Here is a 17,563-nt window from a genome sequence, read left to right as displayed (position 1 = left end):
CCCGCACGGTGAACCGACGAGGCCGATGTCGAGACGGTCGTCGCCCAAGCCGAGGGGGCGCTAACGCCGGCCCTTTCTCGCGCGTAGCACCACGAACTTCGGATCGCTGGCCATCACCTCGCAGTTGCCGAAGATCCGGCGCAGTTTGACGTGGTAGCCGAGGTGCCGGTTGCCGATCACCCACAGCTCTCCCCCGGGCCGCAGGGCCCGCCGCGCCCCGGTGAACATCCGCCAGGCGGTCGCGTCGCCGACGGCCTGGTGGGTGTGGAAGGGCGGATTGTTGAGTACGAGGTCGACCGTGCCCGGCTCCACACCGGTCAGGCCGTCGGCGAGCAGGAAGCGCGCGGCCCCCGGCGGGGCGTTGACCCGGGCCGAGGCGATGGCCTGGTGTGACTCGTCGGCGTAGACGATCGTGGCCTCGGGGTTGTCCAGGGCCGCCGACATGCCGACGACGCCGTTGCCGCAGCCCAGGTCGGCGATGGTGACCGGGCCGGTGGTGCGGGGCAGGTGGGCGAGGAAGAAGCGGGTGCCGACGTCGAGCCGGTCGGCGCAGAAGACCCCGGCGTGGTTGACCACGGTACGCCCGGAGGCGGGCCCGATCCCGCCCGGCAGCGCGTAGGACAGCGGCCACGGATTCGCGGCACCACCCGCAGGGGCGGAAAAGGTGCTGAAGATCAGCCGGGCCTTCTGCTGGGCCGGCGACGTCCGCGTGGGCCCGATGATGGTCTCGAACAGCCGCAGCGTCGAGGTGTGGATCTCCTTGACCATCCCGGCCCCCACGACGACCGTGTCCGGACGCAGTGACGGCGCCAGCCGGTGGAGCTGGTCCTCCAGCAGGGCCAGGCTCTTGGGCACCCGCACGAGCAGTGTGTCGGCGCGCGGCGGCGGGTCGTCGCGCGTGGACAGCAGCCGGACCGCGTCGGCGTCCACGCCGTTGCGTTTGAGGTTGGCGCGCGTGGCTTCCTGGGCGAGGTGGGAGTCGGAGATCTGCGCCGGGCGGTGCGCCGCCAGCGCGGTCGCCAGGGCGCCCCACCGGTCGAGGGCGATCACGACCTGGCCGGGGTCGGCCGGCTCGCCGAGGTGGCGCAGCAGGTAGGCGTCGGCGGCGTCCCACGCGCGCAGCGGGTCGCGTGGGTCCTCTGGGTGGCGGGTGAGCTCAAGCTCGCCACGTGACGTGGTCAAACGGTTCATCGTGCGTTTCAGGCTAGCGTGGGTGGCCGACGAGAGGGGAGACACGCGTGGACGTGGACGTGGTGGTCATCGGCGCCGGACCGGCCGGGGAGAACGTGGCCGGGCGGGCGGTGCGCGGCGGGCTGAGCGCCGCGGTCGTGGAGGAGCACCTGGCCGGAGGCGAGTGCTCCTACTACGCCTGCATCCCGAGCAAGGCGCTGCTGCGCCCGATGGAGCTGGCGGCCGAGGTGTCGCGGGTGCCGGGCCTGAGCACCGGCCCGGTGGACGTCGCCGCGGTGCTCGCCCGGCGTGACGAGGCGATCTCCGGCCTGGACGACAGCGGCCAGGTGGAGTGGGTGGAGAAGCTTCCGGCCGCGCTGGTGCGCGGCCGCGGGCGGCTGACGGGCCCACGCGAGGTGGAGGTCACCGGCTCCGACGGTACGGTGACCCGCCTGCGTGCGCGGCACGCGGTGGTGCTGGCGACCGGGAGCGTCCCGGTGGTGCCCGGGATCCCGGGCCTGGCGCAGGCGCGCCCGTGGTTCAACCGGGAGGCGACCACGGTTCGGCAGGTGCCCGAGCGCCTGGTCGTGCTGGGCGGCGGCGTCGTGGCCTGCGAGATGGCGCAGGCGCTGCACGCGCTGGGCGCGCGCGAGACGACACTGCTGGTGCGCGGCGGGCTGCTGGGCAGGATGGAGCCGTTCGCCGGGGAACTGCTGGCCGATTCGCTGCGGAAGTCGGGCATCGACCTGCGTACCGGCGTCTCGGTGGAGCGGGTGGAACGGCCGGTGGACGGCGGGCCGGTCACCGTGCACCTGGCGGACGGCTCGGCGGTGGAGGCCGACGAGCTGCTGGTGGCGACCGGGCGCGAGGCGGCCGTCGGCGACGTGGGGCTGGAGAGCGTCGGCCTGGCGGCCGAGGGGCCCGTCGAGGTGGACGACAGCATGCGGGTGCCGGGCTTCGACTGGCTGTACGCGGTCGGCGACGTCAACGGGCGCAACCTGCTCACCCACATGGGCAAGTACCAGGCGCGGGTGTGCGGCGACGTCATCGCGGCGCGCGCGGCGGGCAAGCCGGACGACGGCCCGGCCCTGCGTGACAGCGCGGACGGGCGCGGGGCGCCGCAGGTGGTCTTCACCGATCCGCAGGCCGCCTCGGTGGGCCTGACCGCGCAGGCGGCCCGGCGCCAGGGGATGGACGTGCGGGTGGTCGACTACGACATGGCCTCGGTCTCGGGCGCGTACCTGCTCGGCGACGGATATGTCGGGCGGGCCAGGATGGTCGTCGACGAGTCGCGCAAGGTGCCGGTCGGCGTGACGTTCGTCGGTCCCGGCGTGGGCGAGCTGCTGCACGCGGCGACGATCGCGGTGACGGCCGAGGTGCCGCTGGAGAAGCTGTGGCACGCGGTCCCGTCCTTCCCGGCGGTCAGCGAGGTGTGGCTGCGCCTTCTGGAGGAGTACGGGCTCTAGAAACCTTGGAAACCGCTTTCCCAACAGATAGCATCACCGCCGTGAAGGACACCGGTTCCGAGCTGATCCACGAGGCGGGCGGCGTTGAGATCCTCCGCTACGTCTACCGTCCCGACATGCCCGTCGAGGAGTCCCCCAAGCCGTACTTCCACCCGCTGCGCACCCTGGACGGCGACGTCGTCACGGGCTACCGCCCGCACGACCACCGCTGGCACAAGGGCCTGCAGATGACCGCCTCCCATCTGTCGGGGCAGAACTTCTGGGGCGGCGGCACGTACGTCCACGACCAGGCCCGCTACATCCAGCGGGACAACAACGGCACCATGCGGCACGAGGAGTGGCTCTCCCCCGGCGTCGAACGGCTGACCTGGTGGACGCGGGCCGGCGAGCGGTGGGTGGAGGAGACCCGCCGCTTCCTGGTCACGGTGGAGGAGTCGTGGTGGCGGCTCGACTTCGCCACCTCCCTGCGCAACGTGCGCGGCGCGGACCTGATGTTCGGCAGCCCGACGACGCACGGCCGCCCCCTCGCCGGCTACAGCGGCCTGTTCTGGCGCGGCCCGCGCGACCTCACCGGCGGCACGATCCTGTCCTCGGACGGCCGGTCGGGCGAGGACATGATGGGCCAGAACGCCCCCTGGCTGGCCTACACCGGCAGGCACGACGAGGTGGACCGCGCCTCGACGCTGCTGTTCCTGAGCGAGCCGGGCCAGACGTGGTTCGCCAGGAACGCGTGGTTCCCGGCGGTCAACCCGTCGATCGCCTTCCACGACGAGGTACGGCTGCCGCCCGAGGCCACCCTCGACCTCGCCTACGCCCTGGTCGTCGGCAACGGCGCGTGGGAACGCGAACAGATCGAGGAACACGTGAGCCGGGCGGCGCCGCCGCGCGTCTAAAGGGTATGAAGATCTGGCGCCTCATCCTCTTGCCGGTGCTGCTGCTGGGCCTGGTCGCCGGGCTCGGCCTGCCCGCGCAGGCGGTGGCCGTACAGCAGAAGAAGCTGCTCGTGGAGCTGCGCAGGGAGGGCGGCTTCGCGGGGTTCAGCGACCGCGTGAGGGTTTACACCAACTCCTGCGTACGGCTCAGCCGCCGCACCGGCCCGACCGTCGACAAGTGCCTGACCAGGGCGGAGTGGCGCACGCTCAAGGCGCACCTGAAGCGGCTGAAGCTGGGCACGTCGCAGGCCCGCCCGCAGGGGGCCGACTTCCTGAAGTACACGCTGAGGTACCGCGGCCACCGCGTCGTGAAGTACCGGCTCACCAAGACCTGGTCCCCGGTGGTCAGGGACCTGGAGAAGGTCCTGGAGAAGTACTGGGCGCCCGACTAGCTGCCCTGGCGGTGCGGCCGGCTCGGGTCGACCTTGGCGTTGAGCAGCGCGGCGTTGATCATGTCATAGAACTCCTGCGCGGTCTTGACCTGCGGGTGGGCGAGCATGGCGTTGGCGATGACCTCCGAGCGCGCTTCGGTGAAGCTGGCATTGCCCCTCCCCAGGCCCTTGAGGTAGCGGGAGGGTTCGTGCGACCAGCCGATGCCCGGGGCGATGCGGCGGTAGAAGGGCGCGAGCCGGTCGTCGAGGTCGTCGGGGCCGACGGAGTTCTCCAGCACCTCGACGATGCGGTCGCCGACGTGGTCGGTGGGCGCGTTGTTGCCGCGCATCGCGTAGTAGATGACGATCTTGTCGTGCTTGGTGGGGACGCCCTGCTGGTCCTGGCCGGAGACGTACATCTTGAACTGGCGGAAGTACCGTGAGACCGCGGGGTCGGTGTAGAGCTGGGTGAGGTTGCGGGCGATGCGCAGCGCCGCGTCCTGGTTGTTGACGTTGACGACGATGCGCCGCGCCTTGCCGTCCAGGGTGGCGTCGTCGCGCGCGGCGTTGCGGTTCTCGACGCGGAAGTAGTTGCCGGAGGAATCGAGCTGGGCGTCGAAGTCGCCGCCGCCCTGGGGGGCGACTTCATAGACCCGGCCGCCGTCGGCCTTGAACCTGCGCATCGCGTCCTTGTCGACGCTCCGGTTCAGGTAGCCGTTGTCGGCCTCCGCGACGAACTTGTAGACCTTGGTCGTGGTGACGCCGTCCTGCAGGGAGAGTTTGCGGTCCTGGCCCTGGTAGAAGCGGTTGTAGACGGCCCGCAGCGCCCGCTTGTCGGCGTCGGAGCTGAGCGTCTGGCGTTCGGCGTCGGTCCAGGCGGGCACCGAGGTGAGGCGCTTGGTCTTGGTCACGCCGCCGCCGCGTGGGCGGCGCAGGTTGGCGGCGGGCGTGGTCCCGCGGCCGCGGGCGCGCGAGTTGTTGTTCTGCCGGTTCCTGGCGTTGCCGTGGGCGGGCATGGCGTGCCTCCTTCTACAGTGCCCGGTGGATCTACAGTGCCCGGTAGGTCAGGACGAGGCCGAGGCCGGCGAGCGCGTTCTTGTCGCCCTCCAGCACCAGCGCCCAGGGCGCGCCGAGGCCGAGGCCCGGGGTGCGCACCGGTTTGCCGTGCTCCAGCGCGAAGCGCGGGTCGCCGTTGACCAGGAAGCGGGCGGCGCCGCCGTCGAGGACGTAGCGGGCGTAGACGCCGGTGATCTGGCGGCCGCTCATCCCGGGGAACAGCTCCGGCGTCAGCGGCAGCGTCAGCCCGCGCGTCTCCTCATCGGCCAGGAAGTCCTCCCACACGGCGGGGAAGTCGGCGGGCACGTCGAAGAACCGGGCGGCCGGGTAGGGGCGCAGCATGCCCCTGACCGCGTTGGCGAAGACCTCCCCGCCGGGCAGGGCCGTGTAGCGCAGGGTGATCATGACGTCGGCGAGGTCGGCCGGACGCCGGCCGGACAGCTCCAGCCGCCAGGTGGACACCGCGCCACAGCCCTCGAAGGGCAGGTAGCGGTCGTCGTCGTAGCGCAGCTCGAACAGGCCGTTGTTCTCCATCCCCGGCTGCACGTGCGACAGCGCGACCTGCTGGCCGGGCCGCCAGTCCGCGCGCAGCGTGGCGGGCGGCGCGCCCTTGGGGTCGAGCAGGTACGCGACCGCCTTCGGGTCGGGCTCCTGCACGGTGCGCCCGGACAGCTGGGCGAGGGTGGCGTTGACCGGCTCCGCGGCGTCGAAGGTGAGCGCGATCGTGCGCACGCGCCGCCGGTAGTGGCCGGGGAAGTCGCGGTCGAACATCGCCTCGCCGAGCGAGAACTCGCACCTGCCGGTGTCGCGCAGGCTGAGCAGCGCGAGCGGGTCGAGGTCGAGCAGGGACACCTGCCTGGTGATCTCCAGGTCGCGGCCGGCGCCGTCCAGGTAGGCCTTGCCGAGGCGGTCCAGGTCGAAGGCGAGGCTGTCGCCCGCCATCAGGCCGCCGCGCCTGCTGTCCCAGTAGACCGCCCGGATGTACGGCTCGCCCTCCCCGCCCCGCTCGTACCGGTAGGCGCGCTCGGCGGCGCGGCCCAGCTCGTGGGCCAGGTGGTAGGCCTGGAAGTACATGCCGGCCAGTTGCCCGGACATCCACTGGTACAGCTGCGCCCCGGCGAACTTCCCGGTGAGGAAGGACGCCACGGCCCGCTGGTGGGCGAGGTCCTGTTCGAGGATCTCCAGTTCGCGGCGCGCGGCGCCGAGCCTGAGCTTCTCCGCGGCGATCTGGTGCCCGAGCTGGGTCAGGTCGCTCTTGGCCAGGCCGAGCTGCAGGCGCCAGTCATCGCTCGCGCTCTCGTGCTCGGCGCGGACCCCGAGCAGCTCGCCGACCACGCTGAGTCCCTCGCCGAGGGTCGTGGAGATCTCGGCGGTCTGTTCGAGCGCGCCGCCGAGCTGGTCGCCGCCGTACTCCATGCCCATGATGAACGGGCCCACGAGCGCCTGCGGCGCCCCGGAGACCAGCGCGGCGGCGATCTTCAGCCCGCTGCCGGCGAAGTGCATGGCCGCCGCCGCGGCCATGACGTCGAGCTGCGCCCGCTGCGTCGGCGTGAGCCCGGTGGCGAGCAGCCGCTCGTAGTGGGTGGCCCGGTCCTTGGCGGCGGCCTTGCCCGCCTCCAGCTCGTTCAGGGTCTCGGCGGCGATGCCGACCTCCGCCTCCTTGATCGCGCGGGTGAGGTCGAGGATCGTGCCCTGCTGCCGGTTCTGCAGCAGCGCCAGCTCCTCGGCGTCCCGCCGTTCGAAGGCGCCGAGCAGGTCGGCGCCGAACTGGCGCAGCCTGTCGGCCAGCTCCTGCGCCTTCCTGAACACCACGGGGAAGCGGTGGTGCGGCACCGGAACCGTGAGCGCCGCCGCCCCGGCCCCGGCGGCCGCGCCGTTCGCGGCGGCGCCGCGCACCAGCGCCATGACGTCGGCGGGCGGCTCGAACAGCGGCAGCGGCTGAGCGATCCCGTGGATGTTCAGCGACCGCCTGATGTTGCGCAGCCGATCCTCCACCCGCGTCCAGTACGCGCCGAACTCGGCGTTCTCCGGCACGTGGAAGTACGGCTCCGCCACGCCCGCGTGCACCTCCCCCGCCTCCTTCAGCAGGCTGCCGCCGGCGGTGAGCTCGGCCGGCGTCGTGCCGTTCCGTGCCACCGGCAGCCGCGCGTACGGCAGCGCCGGCGACGGCGCCCTCGGCCCGTAGCCGAAGTCGCGCTCGCCGAGCAGGTCGTGGGCGAAGACGTAGAGCATCCTGGCCTCGTCGACGCTCTCCGCCGTGTGCCGGCCGAACAGCAGGTCGCCCCAGTCGAGCAGGTTGTCGACGTAGGCCATCACGACCCAGCGCCGGTAGGCGGAGGGCCGCAGCTCGGCGATGGCGTGGGGGTCGCACGGGTCGTCCATGTAGGCCTTCATCAGCGCGCCCCGGTCGCCCATGAGCGCGTACTGGCGGCCGAGGCGGCCCAGCATGCCGATCCGCTCGCGCAGCCGCCGCGCCGCCTCACGGGTCTGCGGCGTGGTGCCCTCCGGTACGGCCGGCCGTACCGTGGACAGGGTCGCGAGGAAGTCGAGCTCGCGGCCGTCGAGCTCGCGGTGCTGCAGGAAGGCCTCGTGCAGCGGTTCCAGGCGGAGCAGGTGCGGCTCCAGCTCGGCGGCCACCGCGTCCGCGGGCGTGCCGAGTTCGCGCAGGTCGGCGCGGCAGCCGTCGACGAGCGCGCGCACGTCGGCGGCCAGGAACGGCACGAAGCGCCAGTGCCCGCCGGGCTCGGTGGGGTCGAAGACGTATTCGTACCAGCGGCGGGCCTCCTCGAAGTTCTGGGCGCCGTTGAGCGCCTGCGCGATGAGCATGGGCGCGTGGAAGAAGATCTCCCAGTAGTACAGGCCGTTGGCGCTCTGGAAGTCCAGGTGCGTGCTGGCCGGCACGCCGGAGGGGAACACCTCGCCCTTGACCTTGATCGTGGTCGCGGTGGAGGCGTCGTCCGGGTCGGCGCTGAAGGCGGGCAGCTCGTCGATCTCCTGGGTCTCGGGGTCGAGCAGTGCCGGGACGCCGCCGGCCAGCAGCCGCCGGTTGAGCTCGTAGGCGGTGCTGGAGGTCAGGCGGACGATCTCGTGTGGCAGCGCCGCCCACTCGTACGGGCGCGGGATCGGCACGCCCTTCGGGTAGGCGGCGTAGGACTCGCCGGTGAAGACGTAGAGCAGGTCCTCGGTGTCGAGCACGCCGGAGATCGGGCCGGCGGGCAGCGAGCGCCAGTTCTCGCTGACGGGCAGCAGGGGCCGGAGCGTGCCGAGGTCCTGGCCGGGGCGGAGCCTGCCGTAGAGGGGGCCGGAGAAGACATAGCGGCGGAAGACGGCGTTGACCCGCGACGGGATCGGCTTGGGGTAGCCGGCGTCGACGTACTCGGGGACGCCGCCGTCCGCGGGCAGCGTGTAGCGGACGACCTCGAGCTGGGAGGTGAGGTAGAGGAAGTCGCCCTCGACGTGGGCGGACTCGACCGTGCCGCTCGAGTCGACGGCGGTCACGACGCGGCCGAGCTCGCGGGTCGGGCGGGTCCGGTCGCCGTCGGTGTAGGTGCCGGCCGCGTTGTCGAAGACGTACGTGCGGCCGCCGAAGGTGAAGGCGACGCGGTCGTCGGTGTCGTCGCGGCCGCTCACCGCGCGCAGGAAGCGCTTCACCGGCGCCTCCGCGCGGCGGCCCGGCAGCGGGATGAGCGTGCCGAGCGCGCCGGATCGGGCGTACCCGTCCTGCGACAGGAAGTGCTCGGTGTCGCCGGGGCCGCTGAAGGCGGCTTCGACCTTGCGCCACTGCGGGAGGTTCTCGATGTTGCCCGCCAGCGGCAGGGGGTAGCGGGGGTCGAGGGTGCCGAACGTGCGGCCGGTGTAGCGGTAGTACTGGTCGCCGGAGAAGAGGAAGACCTGCTCGCCGCGTACCAGCACCGCGTCGACGACGCCGGTTCTGAGCAGGTTGGTGGCGACGACGCCCCACCGGCCGGAGGTGGGCTGCGGGCTCGCCTCGCCGTTCCCGGACAGGACCGTGTAGCGCTTGGCGCCGTTGTCGAAGAAGTAGCGGTCGCCCGAGGAGGTCACGAAGCCCGCGTCGATCCGGTTCCAGGAGGGCAGCTCGCCGGGGGCGGAGCCGATCGGCCGGAGCTGTGGCTCGTCGCCCGGCACGGCGGTGATCGGCCGGCACAGGAAGCTGCCGCCCTTGTGGTCGACGCTCAGCCACGGGCCGTCCTGCGACCCGATGGGCATGTTGAAGGGCACGACGCCCTCGGCGGCGACCTGCTCGTCGAAGATGTTCACCGGTTCCGCCGCCTTCGGGGGTGGCGCGACCGGCACGGTGGCGCGGCTGGCGTACAGCTCGGGCGTGAGCACGAACGACGAACTCGTGGCCAGGCCTCCGGCCTGGTAGAAGCAGGTGATCACGATCGTGTCGTGCTCGCCCTCCGCCTGCCCCGGCACCGTACGCGAGGCCTGCACGGACAGGGACACCCCGGTGACCGGCTCGTCCCGCAGCTCCTCGACCGGCAGCTCCTGCGCCGCGACCCACTCCTCGGTGAGGTTGGAGAAGGAGTAGCGGATCCTGATCCGGTAGGAGGGCGGCGGCGCGCTCACCTCCCGCTTGCCGTCCTTCGTCTCCTCGGCGATGGTGGTCGTCGCGGTGACCGGCGGGGAGACGGTCTCGACGACCGGCCAGAACACGAAGATCCGGCCGAAGGCGTGCACGGGGTAGACCTTCTCGACGTCGATCTGCACGCCGGCCTTCTGCCAGGGCTGCCAGGTGGCCGAGAGCCGGTCGCGGTCCCTGAACTCCGCGGTCCGGCAGTAGTAGCGCATCGGAGCGGTCCTCGTGCGGCCGAACAGCACCAGCCGCCGCTCGCCGGGCAGCGCGCCGTCCGCGGTGTAGACATAGCCGCCGGCGATGGCCAGCCGCGAGACCTCGGTGTACTCGTCCAGGTAACGCTTGTAGGCGCGCCGTACCCCGTCGTCGGTGATCTCGCCCTGGAGCAGCTCGTCCTCCAGCACGCGGAAGGCGGGAGTCTTGCCGCCGCGCAGCTCGGGCCGCAGGTAGTTCTCCGGGTGCAGGAAGACCTTGCGGTTGGCCTCCCAGAGCCGGTAGTTGCGCATCCAGGCCCACCACGTCCTGATCCGCCGCCTGACGGTCTCGGGCTCGCGCCCGGCGGGCAGGCTCACCCGCTCCAGGTCGAGCAGGTAGCGATGCAGGTAGAGCTGGGTGGCCGCGATCGCCTCGCGCACGGGCGAGGTCCTGCCCGCCGCGCCCATCTCGACGTCGATGAGCAACCGCTCGAACAGCTCCTTCGGGGTACGGCCCGCCGCGACGCAGGCCAGGAGCGCGTCCCGCCGGAGCACGTTGAGCTCGTCGCGCACGGTCGCCGACAGCGTGGCCCAGCCGGGCCGCCGGGCCAGCAGCCGTTCCAGCGCGTCGCCGGCGGCGCCGAGCCGTCCCGTGCGCACCGGCTCCCAGACCTCGGCGTGCAGCCGCGACGGCGGCGTGCCCATGCGCCCGGCGACGGTGAACAGCGTGTTGAGGCGCAGCAGGAACTCGATCTCGAAGCGCGACTCCTCGGCCGTGACCGCGTGCAGGAGCGCGGTGTTGCGCCGCGCCCAGCGCACCTCGTCGAGGTCCCAGCCGAACAGGCCGGACAGGAACGTGTACGGGTCGGCCCCGCCCTTCTCCAGGAAGTCCGCCAGGCCGGGGCGGGAACCGGCCAGCCGGGCGAAGGCGGCGATCGTGTGCAGGTCGCTCAGCCGGTAGTCGGCCGCGTCGGCCCAGCGGTGGCGTACCTCCTGCGGGAAGGTGCGGTCGATCCCGGCGAAGCCGGGGCCGGAGTAGCGGACGAAGCGGCCCTGCTGGAGCAGGTAGGTGCGCTCGTGGAAGGTGAAGGCGGCGTCGGGGCCGCGCTCGAAGGCGCCGGGCAGGTCGCCCCAGTCGTCCTGGACCGTGCGCGGGTAGCCCGTCTCCACCTGGTCGAGCACGCCGGGGGCATAGCGGACGTACTGTCCGGCGCGGAAGGCGTAGATCTCCCCCGCCGGGGTGGCGAAGGCGGCGTCTATCGCGCCGGTGAAGGCGTTGCGCACCCGGCCCCACGTCCCGGCGACCGGGCGGACCCGGCCCTTGTCCAGGTAGTTCCTGCCCTTGAACAGGTGGACGCCGGCCGGCGCGGCGAAGGCGGCGTCGATTCCGTCCTGGAAGTCCGGCGGCAGGTCGCGCAGGCCGGGCAGCTCGCCGGGGAGCCCGGCGGCGATCGTGCGCGGATAGCCGTCGTCCACGTGGGCGAAGGCGGTGCCGGTGTAGCGGACGTACTGGTCGCCGGAGAACAGGTAGGTGCGCCCGCCGCTGACCAGCGCCGCGTCCACCCGGCCCCGCTCGGCCAGGACGTTGCGGACCCGGCCGAGCTGCCCGAGGCCGTCGGCGGCCGTCGCCGTCCTGGCGGCCACGTGGCAGGCGCCGCCGGCGAAGACGTAGACGTTGCGCGGATTGGCCAGCACCGCGTCCACGCGCTCGATGTCGTCGAACGCCTCGGGCAGGGCGGCGAAGGCCTCCTCGGCGCGCAGGTTCCCGGCGATCGGCCTGGGGTAGCCGGGGTCGGCGTAGCGGTACTCGGGGCCGGTGTAGCGGACGTAGCGGGGGCCGGAGAACAGGTAGGTGTGGCGGCCGGTCACCACGGCGGCGTCGATGGTGCCGCCCGCGGCCACGAACGGGTTGCGGGACCTGCCCCACCGCTCGCGGATGGGGGCGGGCGGCCCGCCGTAGCGGGTGTAGTGCTCCTTGAAGAAGAAGTACGTGGCGCCGTCGGCGGCGGTGAAGGCGGTGCGCAGGGCGTCGCCCGGTTCGAGGTCGCGGTCGTAGCCGGGCCAGATGCGTTCGACGGGGCGCGGGTAGGACCAGTGGCCGGCGCGCTCGTCGTACTGGACGCACTGCTCGCCGTACAGCAGGAGCATGGTCTGGCCCTGGAACAGGACGGCGTCGGGGATCGGGTGGCCTTCGACGCGGTAGTGGTCGGGGACGTCCCAGAAGCCGGAGTCGGCGGTGCCCGGGTAGCCGAGGTCGGGTTCTGCGTAGCTCGTGCCCGAGTAGGCGAGGTAGCGCGTCTTGCCGCCCTGGTCGGGCTTCTCGAACAGGTAGGTGGTGCCGTTCCTGACGTAGGCGAGGGCGACGCCGGTCAGGCCGCCCCAGTGGGCGGCGATGGGCTGGGGGTCGGCGTCGGTGACGGTGGCGGCGCCGGTGTAGGAGACGAACTGGTCGCCGCTGAAGAGGTACGTCTTCCCGTCCCGGCCGACGAAAGCCGCATCGACCGTGCTGTCATGATAAATGCGGTTATGGGGGTGGCCCCACTCCTCCGCCAGCGGGTACTCCCTGCCCAGCCGGACGTTGAGGCACGCTGTCCCCTTGAACAGGTACGTCGTGCCGTCGGCGCCGTTCAGCACCGCGTCGAGGCCGCCGCGGAAGGCGTCGGGGACCGGGCGCAGCGTCCTCGGGCGGGCGAGGTCACCGTCTCCCGCCGGCCCCGCCTCGATCGACGGGAGGTGGCGCCACACGCCGTCCCGCTCGGCCATGATCGCGCCGTCCTCCAGGAAGGCGCAGGTCACGGGGACTCCGTCGTAACGGCGGTAGAGGGTGTCCGAGACGACGTGGCAGCGGTCGCCGCGGAAGAGGTAGACGTTGCGCCGGTCGGCGAAGGCGGCGTCCAGGCCGTCGAGCGGCGTCCGCAGGCCGGACAGACGCGGCTCGCCGGACAGCGCCGACAGGGCGCGCGGGTAGCCGTCGTCCACGACGTCGAAGCGGTCGTCGGTGTAGCGGACGTACTGCCCGCCGGAGAACAGGTAGGTGTGGCGGCGCGGTGTCTCGACGTCGCCGACCCGTTCGACGACCTGCGTGACCAGCGTCGCGTCCACCCGCCCGGTCCTGGCCAGGGTGCAGTCCACGTTGCCCCAGAAGGAGGCGACCGGCGCCGGATAGCCGTCGTCCGCCTGGGTGTAGTCGGCGCTCGAATAGCGCACGTAACTACGCTCGCCGAAGACGTAGGTGCGGCCGTCCATGCCGACGAACGCCGCGTCGACCTGGCCGAACGGCAGGCTGTCCCAGTGCTCGCGCAGCCCGCGCGGCTCCGACCACCAGCGCCGCTTGTTGTCGTGGACCACGAACCGGCCGCCGGAGAACAGGTAGGTGAGGTTGTCGCGGCCGGTGAACACCGCGTCCACCGCCATCGGCTGGGGCAGGTTCCACCAGTTGTCCGACACCGGCTTGGGGAAGCCCTCGTCGGGGACGGTGTAGTCGCGCCCGGAGTAGCGGACGTACTGGCCTTCGCCGAACAGGTAGGTCTTGCCGTCCAGGACGAACGCCGCGCCGACCCGCGTCAGGCCGCCCCAGTCGCCCGCGACGCGCCGGGGGTAGCCGAGGTCGATCGTGGTGTAGTCGGCGCCGGAGTAGCGGATGTACCTCTCGCCGCCGAACAGGTACGTCTTGCCGTCCAGGCCGACGAAGGCCGCGTCGACCCTGCCGTCGCGCAGCGCGGGCTCGATCACGCCCCATCGCTGCGCCGCCGGGACGGGCCGGTCGCCGCCCGAGACGGCCATGCCGTCCCTGAACCGGTGCAGGGTGCCGGAGGCGTCGGCGAAGGCGGCGTCGAACTGCTCCTCGGCGCGGCGCGGGTAGCCGTCGTCCACGTGGACGCCGTCGTTCTCGATGCTGTCGGTGTAGCGCACCACCTGGTCGCCGCGGAACAGATAGACCTTGCCGCGGTCGGTGTAGGCGGCGTCGACGCCGGCGGCGCCGTCGAAGGCGTTGCGCACCAGGCCCCACGTCCCGGCTACCGGTGTGCCCTCGCCCTGCTCCTCCTGGCTCACGGGCTCGGCGTCCCCGGTCGTGACGTGCCAGGTGCCGCCGGTGAAGGTGTAGGTACGGCCGTCGCCGCCGTAGAACTGCGCGTCGATCCCGGGCGCGGCGGCACGCGGGAAGCCCTCGTCGGCGAAGCCGTAGTCCTGGCCCGAGTAGCGCACCCGCTGGCCGCCCGCGACCAGGTGCACCCGGCCCGCCGCGTCCACGTGGGCGCTGTCGATCCTGGCCGGGTCGTCGAAGGCGTTCGCGACCTTGCCCCACTGCTGTTCCCTCGGCACCCAGCGGGTGCTGCCGTGCCCGCGGGTGAAGGAGCGGGAGACGCGGTCGGGGCCGTGGGCGACGATCCACTCCTCGCCGTCCGGCAGCGCGAAGGCGGCGTCCACCTCGTCCAGCCCGGCGAAGCGGGGCGACAGCTCGCTCAGCGGGTGCGTCACCTCGTCGGTCCTGGCCAGGGTGCCGGCGGAGTAGAGCAGGTAGTGGTCGCCGACGAAGACGTAGACGTGGCCGTCGGAGCTGTCCAGGAGCGCGTCGACGCGCTCGGTGCCGGGCGGCAGCACCAGCGGCTCGGGGAACTTGCCGACCAGGTCCTGGTCGTGGAAGGCCACGGCCACCTCGGCCGGGTCCAGGCCGAGCTTGGCCGCCAGCAGCGCGAACCGCCGCACGCGCCGGTGCGTCAGCCGGAACCGGGTGTCGGCCGTGCCCTCCAGCGCGGGCGGGACCAGGATGTCGAGCGCCTCGTCCATGCCGCCGGCGACGGCCGCGCAGATCGCCTGCGCGGTGTCCGCCGGGACGCCGAGCGCGTCCTGGAGCACATCCGCCAGCGCCGCCCGCTGCCGCCCCGCCTGCCTGGCCAGCGCCGCGCCGACCTCGGCCATCGCGGCCGCCGTTTCCGTCGCCGCCGTGTGCAGCAGGAAGAACACGTCCTTGGCGTAGTCCTCCAGGCCCTCGATGGTGAAGTCGAGCGCCGCGGCCACGTTGCCGAAGAAGTCCAGCCGCTCCAGCGGTACGGCCAGCCCGTCGTCCAGGTCGCCCCGCTCGACGAGCAGCCCGATCAGGCCGTCGCGCTCGCCCTCGTCGAACCCCAGCTCCGCCAGCGCGGCCGGATCGAGCCGGTAAGGCCGCTGCCCGGCCCGGATCTCCTCCAGCCGCGTCCCGGCCGTCGCCACCTCGGCCGCCGTGAACCCAGCCGTGAATCCGGCCATGAGCCCTGTCGTGGACCCAGCCGTGAGCCCCGTCGTGGACCCGGCCGTGGTCGCCGCCGTGGACCCCGGCTGCCCGTCCGCCGGAGCCGCGCCCCCGGCGTCCAGGACCCACAGGGGCAGGCCGTCGTCGGGCGCCGGAGGCTCTCGCAGCGCGGCGGTGAGGGCGCCGAGCACGCGCCGGGCGACGGCCTCGTCGGCGACCGGGGCGAAGTCATCGGCGGTGAAGGTGAACAGCTCCGCCCTGAACGCCGCGATCTGTCCCTGCACGGCGTCGAGGATGGCCCGCCGGTGCGGGTAGAACTCCAGCGCCAGCGTGAAGTCCGCCGGCCGGAGCCGGGCCAGCGCCGCCTTGTCCACGTAGACGCCGTCCTCGTCCAGGTAGCCGTTGAAGCGCAGGCTGGGGAGGGGGTCGTGCCCGCCGTACAGGCCGAGTTCGGCGGTGAGGGGCTCGGCGGCGAACCGCTCGGCCCGCTCGCGCAGGACCCCGAGCACGGCCGCCTCCACGTCGCCGAGCCCGGCGTTGACCTCGACCGGCCCCAGCACGCTCCCCTCGGCGTCGACGACGCCGTTGAACAGCAGGTTGTCGTACAGCTCCGCCCGCTCCGCCTCCGACAGGCCGGGCAGGCCCGCCAGGTCCGACGGGTACAGCCGTCCCCCGCCCGCCTCGGCCAGCGCGGCGACGGCCTCGGCGTGCGCGCCGAAGTCGCGGGCCAGGGGCCGGTCATCGACGGGCCCGGCCAGCAGGCCGCCGTCGGCCAGGCGGCCGGTCAGGACCAGGTTCGCGAAGATCTTCCCGGCCAGCCGCTCGCCCAGGCCGAGCCCGGTGAAGTCCTCCTTGGTGATCACCGCGAGGTCGTGGACGGCGTCGTAGGCGGCGGCGCGTACGGCGGCCGGGTCGAGCTTGAGCAGGCGGGGGTCGTGGCGGGAGACCACGCCGTCGTCGTAGGCGGCGAGCACGTCGTGCACGACCTGCGCGGCCCGCTCGCCGAAGCGCTCTCCGGCGAAGATCTTGGGCTCCAGCGCGACCCGTTCGAAGCGCTGGGCGAGCGCCGCGAGCAGCGCCTCCCGTTCGGCCGCCTCTTCTGGCGGCCCGTCGAGCACGTCCTTCAGCTCCCGGCCGCCGAACCCGGTCTCCCGCATCCAGGTCGCGAGCGCGTGGAGCGTCTCGACCAGCCAGAGCGTGTCGGCGGGCGCGCCGCCCTCCAGGACGCGGTGGAGGTTCTGCGTGCCGGGACCGCGGCCGCTCAGCACGGGGAAGGCGGTGTGCCGGTCGAGGGCGGGGTCGCTTTCGAGGGCGTCCAGCAGGTCGAAGAGCTCGGTGACGGAGACGCCCAGCGCGCCGGCCAGCAGACCGGCCCGGTGCGGCAGCGTCAGCGCCCGCCAGGTCTCCTGCGGCCGGTCGAAGGGGCTGGGATCGGTTTCGCCGTGGCGGGCCCGGTAGCGGGTGACGATCTCGGTGAGATCGCTCTCCGGCAGGCCGGCGGCGTGCGCGAGGTCGTGCCGGTACTGCTTGTTGTGCGCGCCCAGCAGGTCCCCGGTCCATGCTCCGAGCCCGGCCAGCGCCGCGCCCGCCGCGTACTCCTCGCGGGGTTCCGTGCGGATCGCGGCGGGCGACACCAGGACGCAGAGCTCCTCGACGCCGAGCCCGAACGCCTCGCGCAGGCGGGCGAGCGCCGCGACGACGCGCACCGCCGCCGCGTCCACCCGCGCCTCGTTGCAGGTCCGCAGCGCCAGGTCGAGGTCCGTCAACGTCCATCCGGTACGGCGGGCCAGCCGCACGAACCGGTTCACCAGATCCAGCCACTCGACCGGCAGGGCCCCCTCCGCCCCGTCCCACAGCAGCCGGGTCCGGGTGGCGTCGGCCGAGACCCGCGTCCCGGGCAGCCCCAGCAGTTCCCCGAGTTCGGCGGTGCCGAGCCCGAGCGCGCGCCGGAAGCGCTCGGGCTCGTGCAGGTTCGCGACCGGATCCCGGTTCCCCAGCCCGTACAGCCCCTTGACCCCGTTCGCGCCGGTGACCGGCGTGATGATGACCTCGACATCCTCGGCGGACAGCCCGAGGTGGAGCCGGGCGGCGAGACTGTGACCGGCGGCGCCGGTGAACAGCCGCGCGAACTCGACCGGGTCCACCCCGAGGTGGCGCAGGTGGTTCTTCACCCGCTCGTGGTCGATCGAGAACGGCAGCGCCAGGGGGTGGCGCCGGTCCAGCAGTTCCTCGTACGGCGGCTTGCCCTCGACCAGGCGCTCCAGCACCCGGTTGACGATGTCGAGGTACGGGACCGGGGTGAAGGTGTTGCCCGCGTCCAGCGGGATCTCGCCCAGGTCGGGCCGCCGGTCCAGGATCGGGACGCGGCCGAAGGCGCCTTCCATGAGCCGGAAGAGCTCGACCAGGTAGGCCGCGGGCGAGCTGACGGTCCGCGCCTCCTCCCCCTCCCGGAAGTCGAGCTGTCCGAAGAGCTGGGCATAACTGGGCAGCGATCCGTCTGCGCGCACGCGATCCCCCTACGTCTGACGCCCGGTGGTCGGCCGACTC

Annotated in this window: 6 protein-coding genes; 3 read left to right on the top strand and 3 right to left on the bottom strand. The window is 73.0% G+C overall.

All coding sequences use genetic code 11. The features are described 5' to 3' along the window. Positions 1–60: 60 nt before the first annotated feature. Positions 61–1,191, bottom strand: a complete 1,131-nt coding sequence (locus ACIBHY_RS06755; protein ID WP_397306161.1) for a methyltransferase — start codon at positions 1,189–1,191, stop codon at positions 61–63. 47 nt (positions 1,192–1,238) lie between these two features. Between ACIBHY_RS06755 and ACIBHY_RS06750 the strand changes: the two genes are divergently transcribed. The 3 genes from ACIBHY_RS06750 to ACIBHY_RS06740 are packed head-to-tail and all read left to right on the top strand — an operon-like array spanning position 1,239 to position 3,960. After that, the gene (locus tag ACIBHY_RS06750; RefSeq protein ID WP_397256861.1) at positions 1,239–2,636 is read left to right on the top strand and encodes a dihydrolipoyl dehydrogenase family protein; all 1,398 of its coding nucleotides are present in this window, start codon (positions 1,239–1,241) and stop codon (positions 2,634–2,636) included. A 41-nt stretch (positions 2,637–2,677) separates the two neighbouring features. Next, entirely contained in the window at positions 2,678–3,529 is an 852-nt protein-coding gene (locus ACIBHY_RS06745) for a PmoA family protein (RefSeq protein ID WP_397256863.1), read from the top strand. 5 nt (positions 3,530–3,534) lie between these two features. Beyond that, complete coding sequence (locus ACIBHY_RS06740) at positions 3,535–3,960, top strand: hypothetical protein (RefSeq protein WP_397256865.1); 426 nt, start codon at positions 3,535–3,537, stop codon at positions 3,958–3,960. On the opposite strand, the gene ACIBHY_RS06735 is transcribed toward ACIBHY_RS06740, so the two are convergent. Both ACIBHY_RS06735 and ACIBHY_RS06730 read right to left on the bottom strand, forming a co-directional pair. Then, entirely contained in the window at positions 3,957–4,955 is a 999-nt protein-coding gene (locus ACIBHY_RS06735; protein ID WP_397256867.1) for a T3SS effector HopA1 family protein, read from the bottom strand. The two genes, ACIBHY_RS06740 and ACIBHY_RS06735, sit on opposite strands and share 4 nt — an antisense overlap. A gap of 31 nt (positions 4,956–4,986) precedes the next feature. Next, positions 4,987–17,523, bottom strand: coding sequence for a hemopexin repeat-containing protein (locus ACIBHY_RS06730; RefSeq protein WP_397306160.1), 12,537 nt, complete (start codon positions 17,521–17,523; stop codon positions 4,987–4,989). Positions 17,524–17,563 lie beyond the last annotated feature (40 nt).

This window comes from Nonomuraea sp. NPDC050547 (assembly GCF_044457345.1).
Classification (GTDB): Bacteria; Actinomycetota; Actinomycetes; order Streptosporangiales; family Streptosporangiaceae; genus Nonomuraea.
The sequence above is the reverse complement of the archived record's forward strand: the minus strand, read 5'-3'. Positions and strand labels throughout refer to the sequence as shown.

Coding starts and splice junctions, on each gene's coding strand:
- ACIBHY_RS06755 (WP_397306161.1), bottom strand. CDS start 1,191: ATGAACCGTTTGACCACGTCACGTGGCGAGCTTGAGCTCACCCGCCAC.
- ACIBHY_RS06740 (WP_397256865.1), top strand. CDS start 3,535: ATGAAGATCTGGCGCCTCATCCTCTTGCCGGTGCTGCTGCTGGGCCTG.
- ACIBHY_RS06735 (WP_397256867.1), bottom strand. CDS start 4,955: ATGCCCGCCCACGGCAACGCCAGGAACCGGCAGAACAACAACTCGCGC.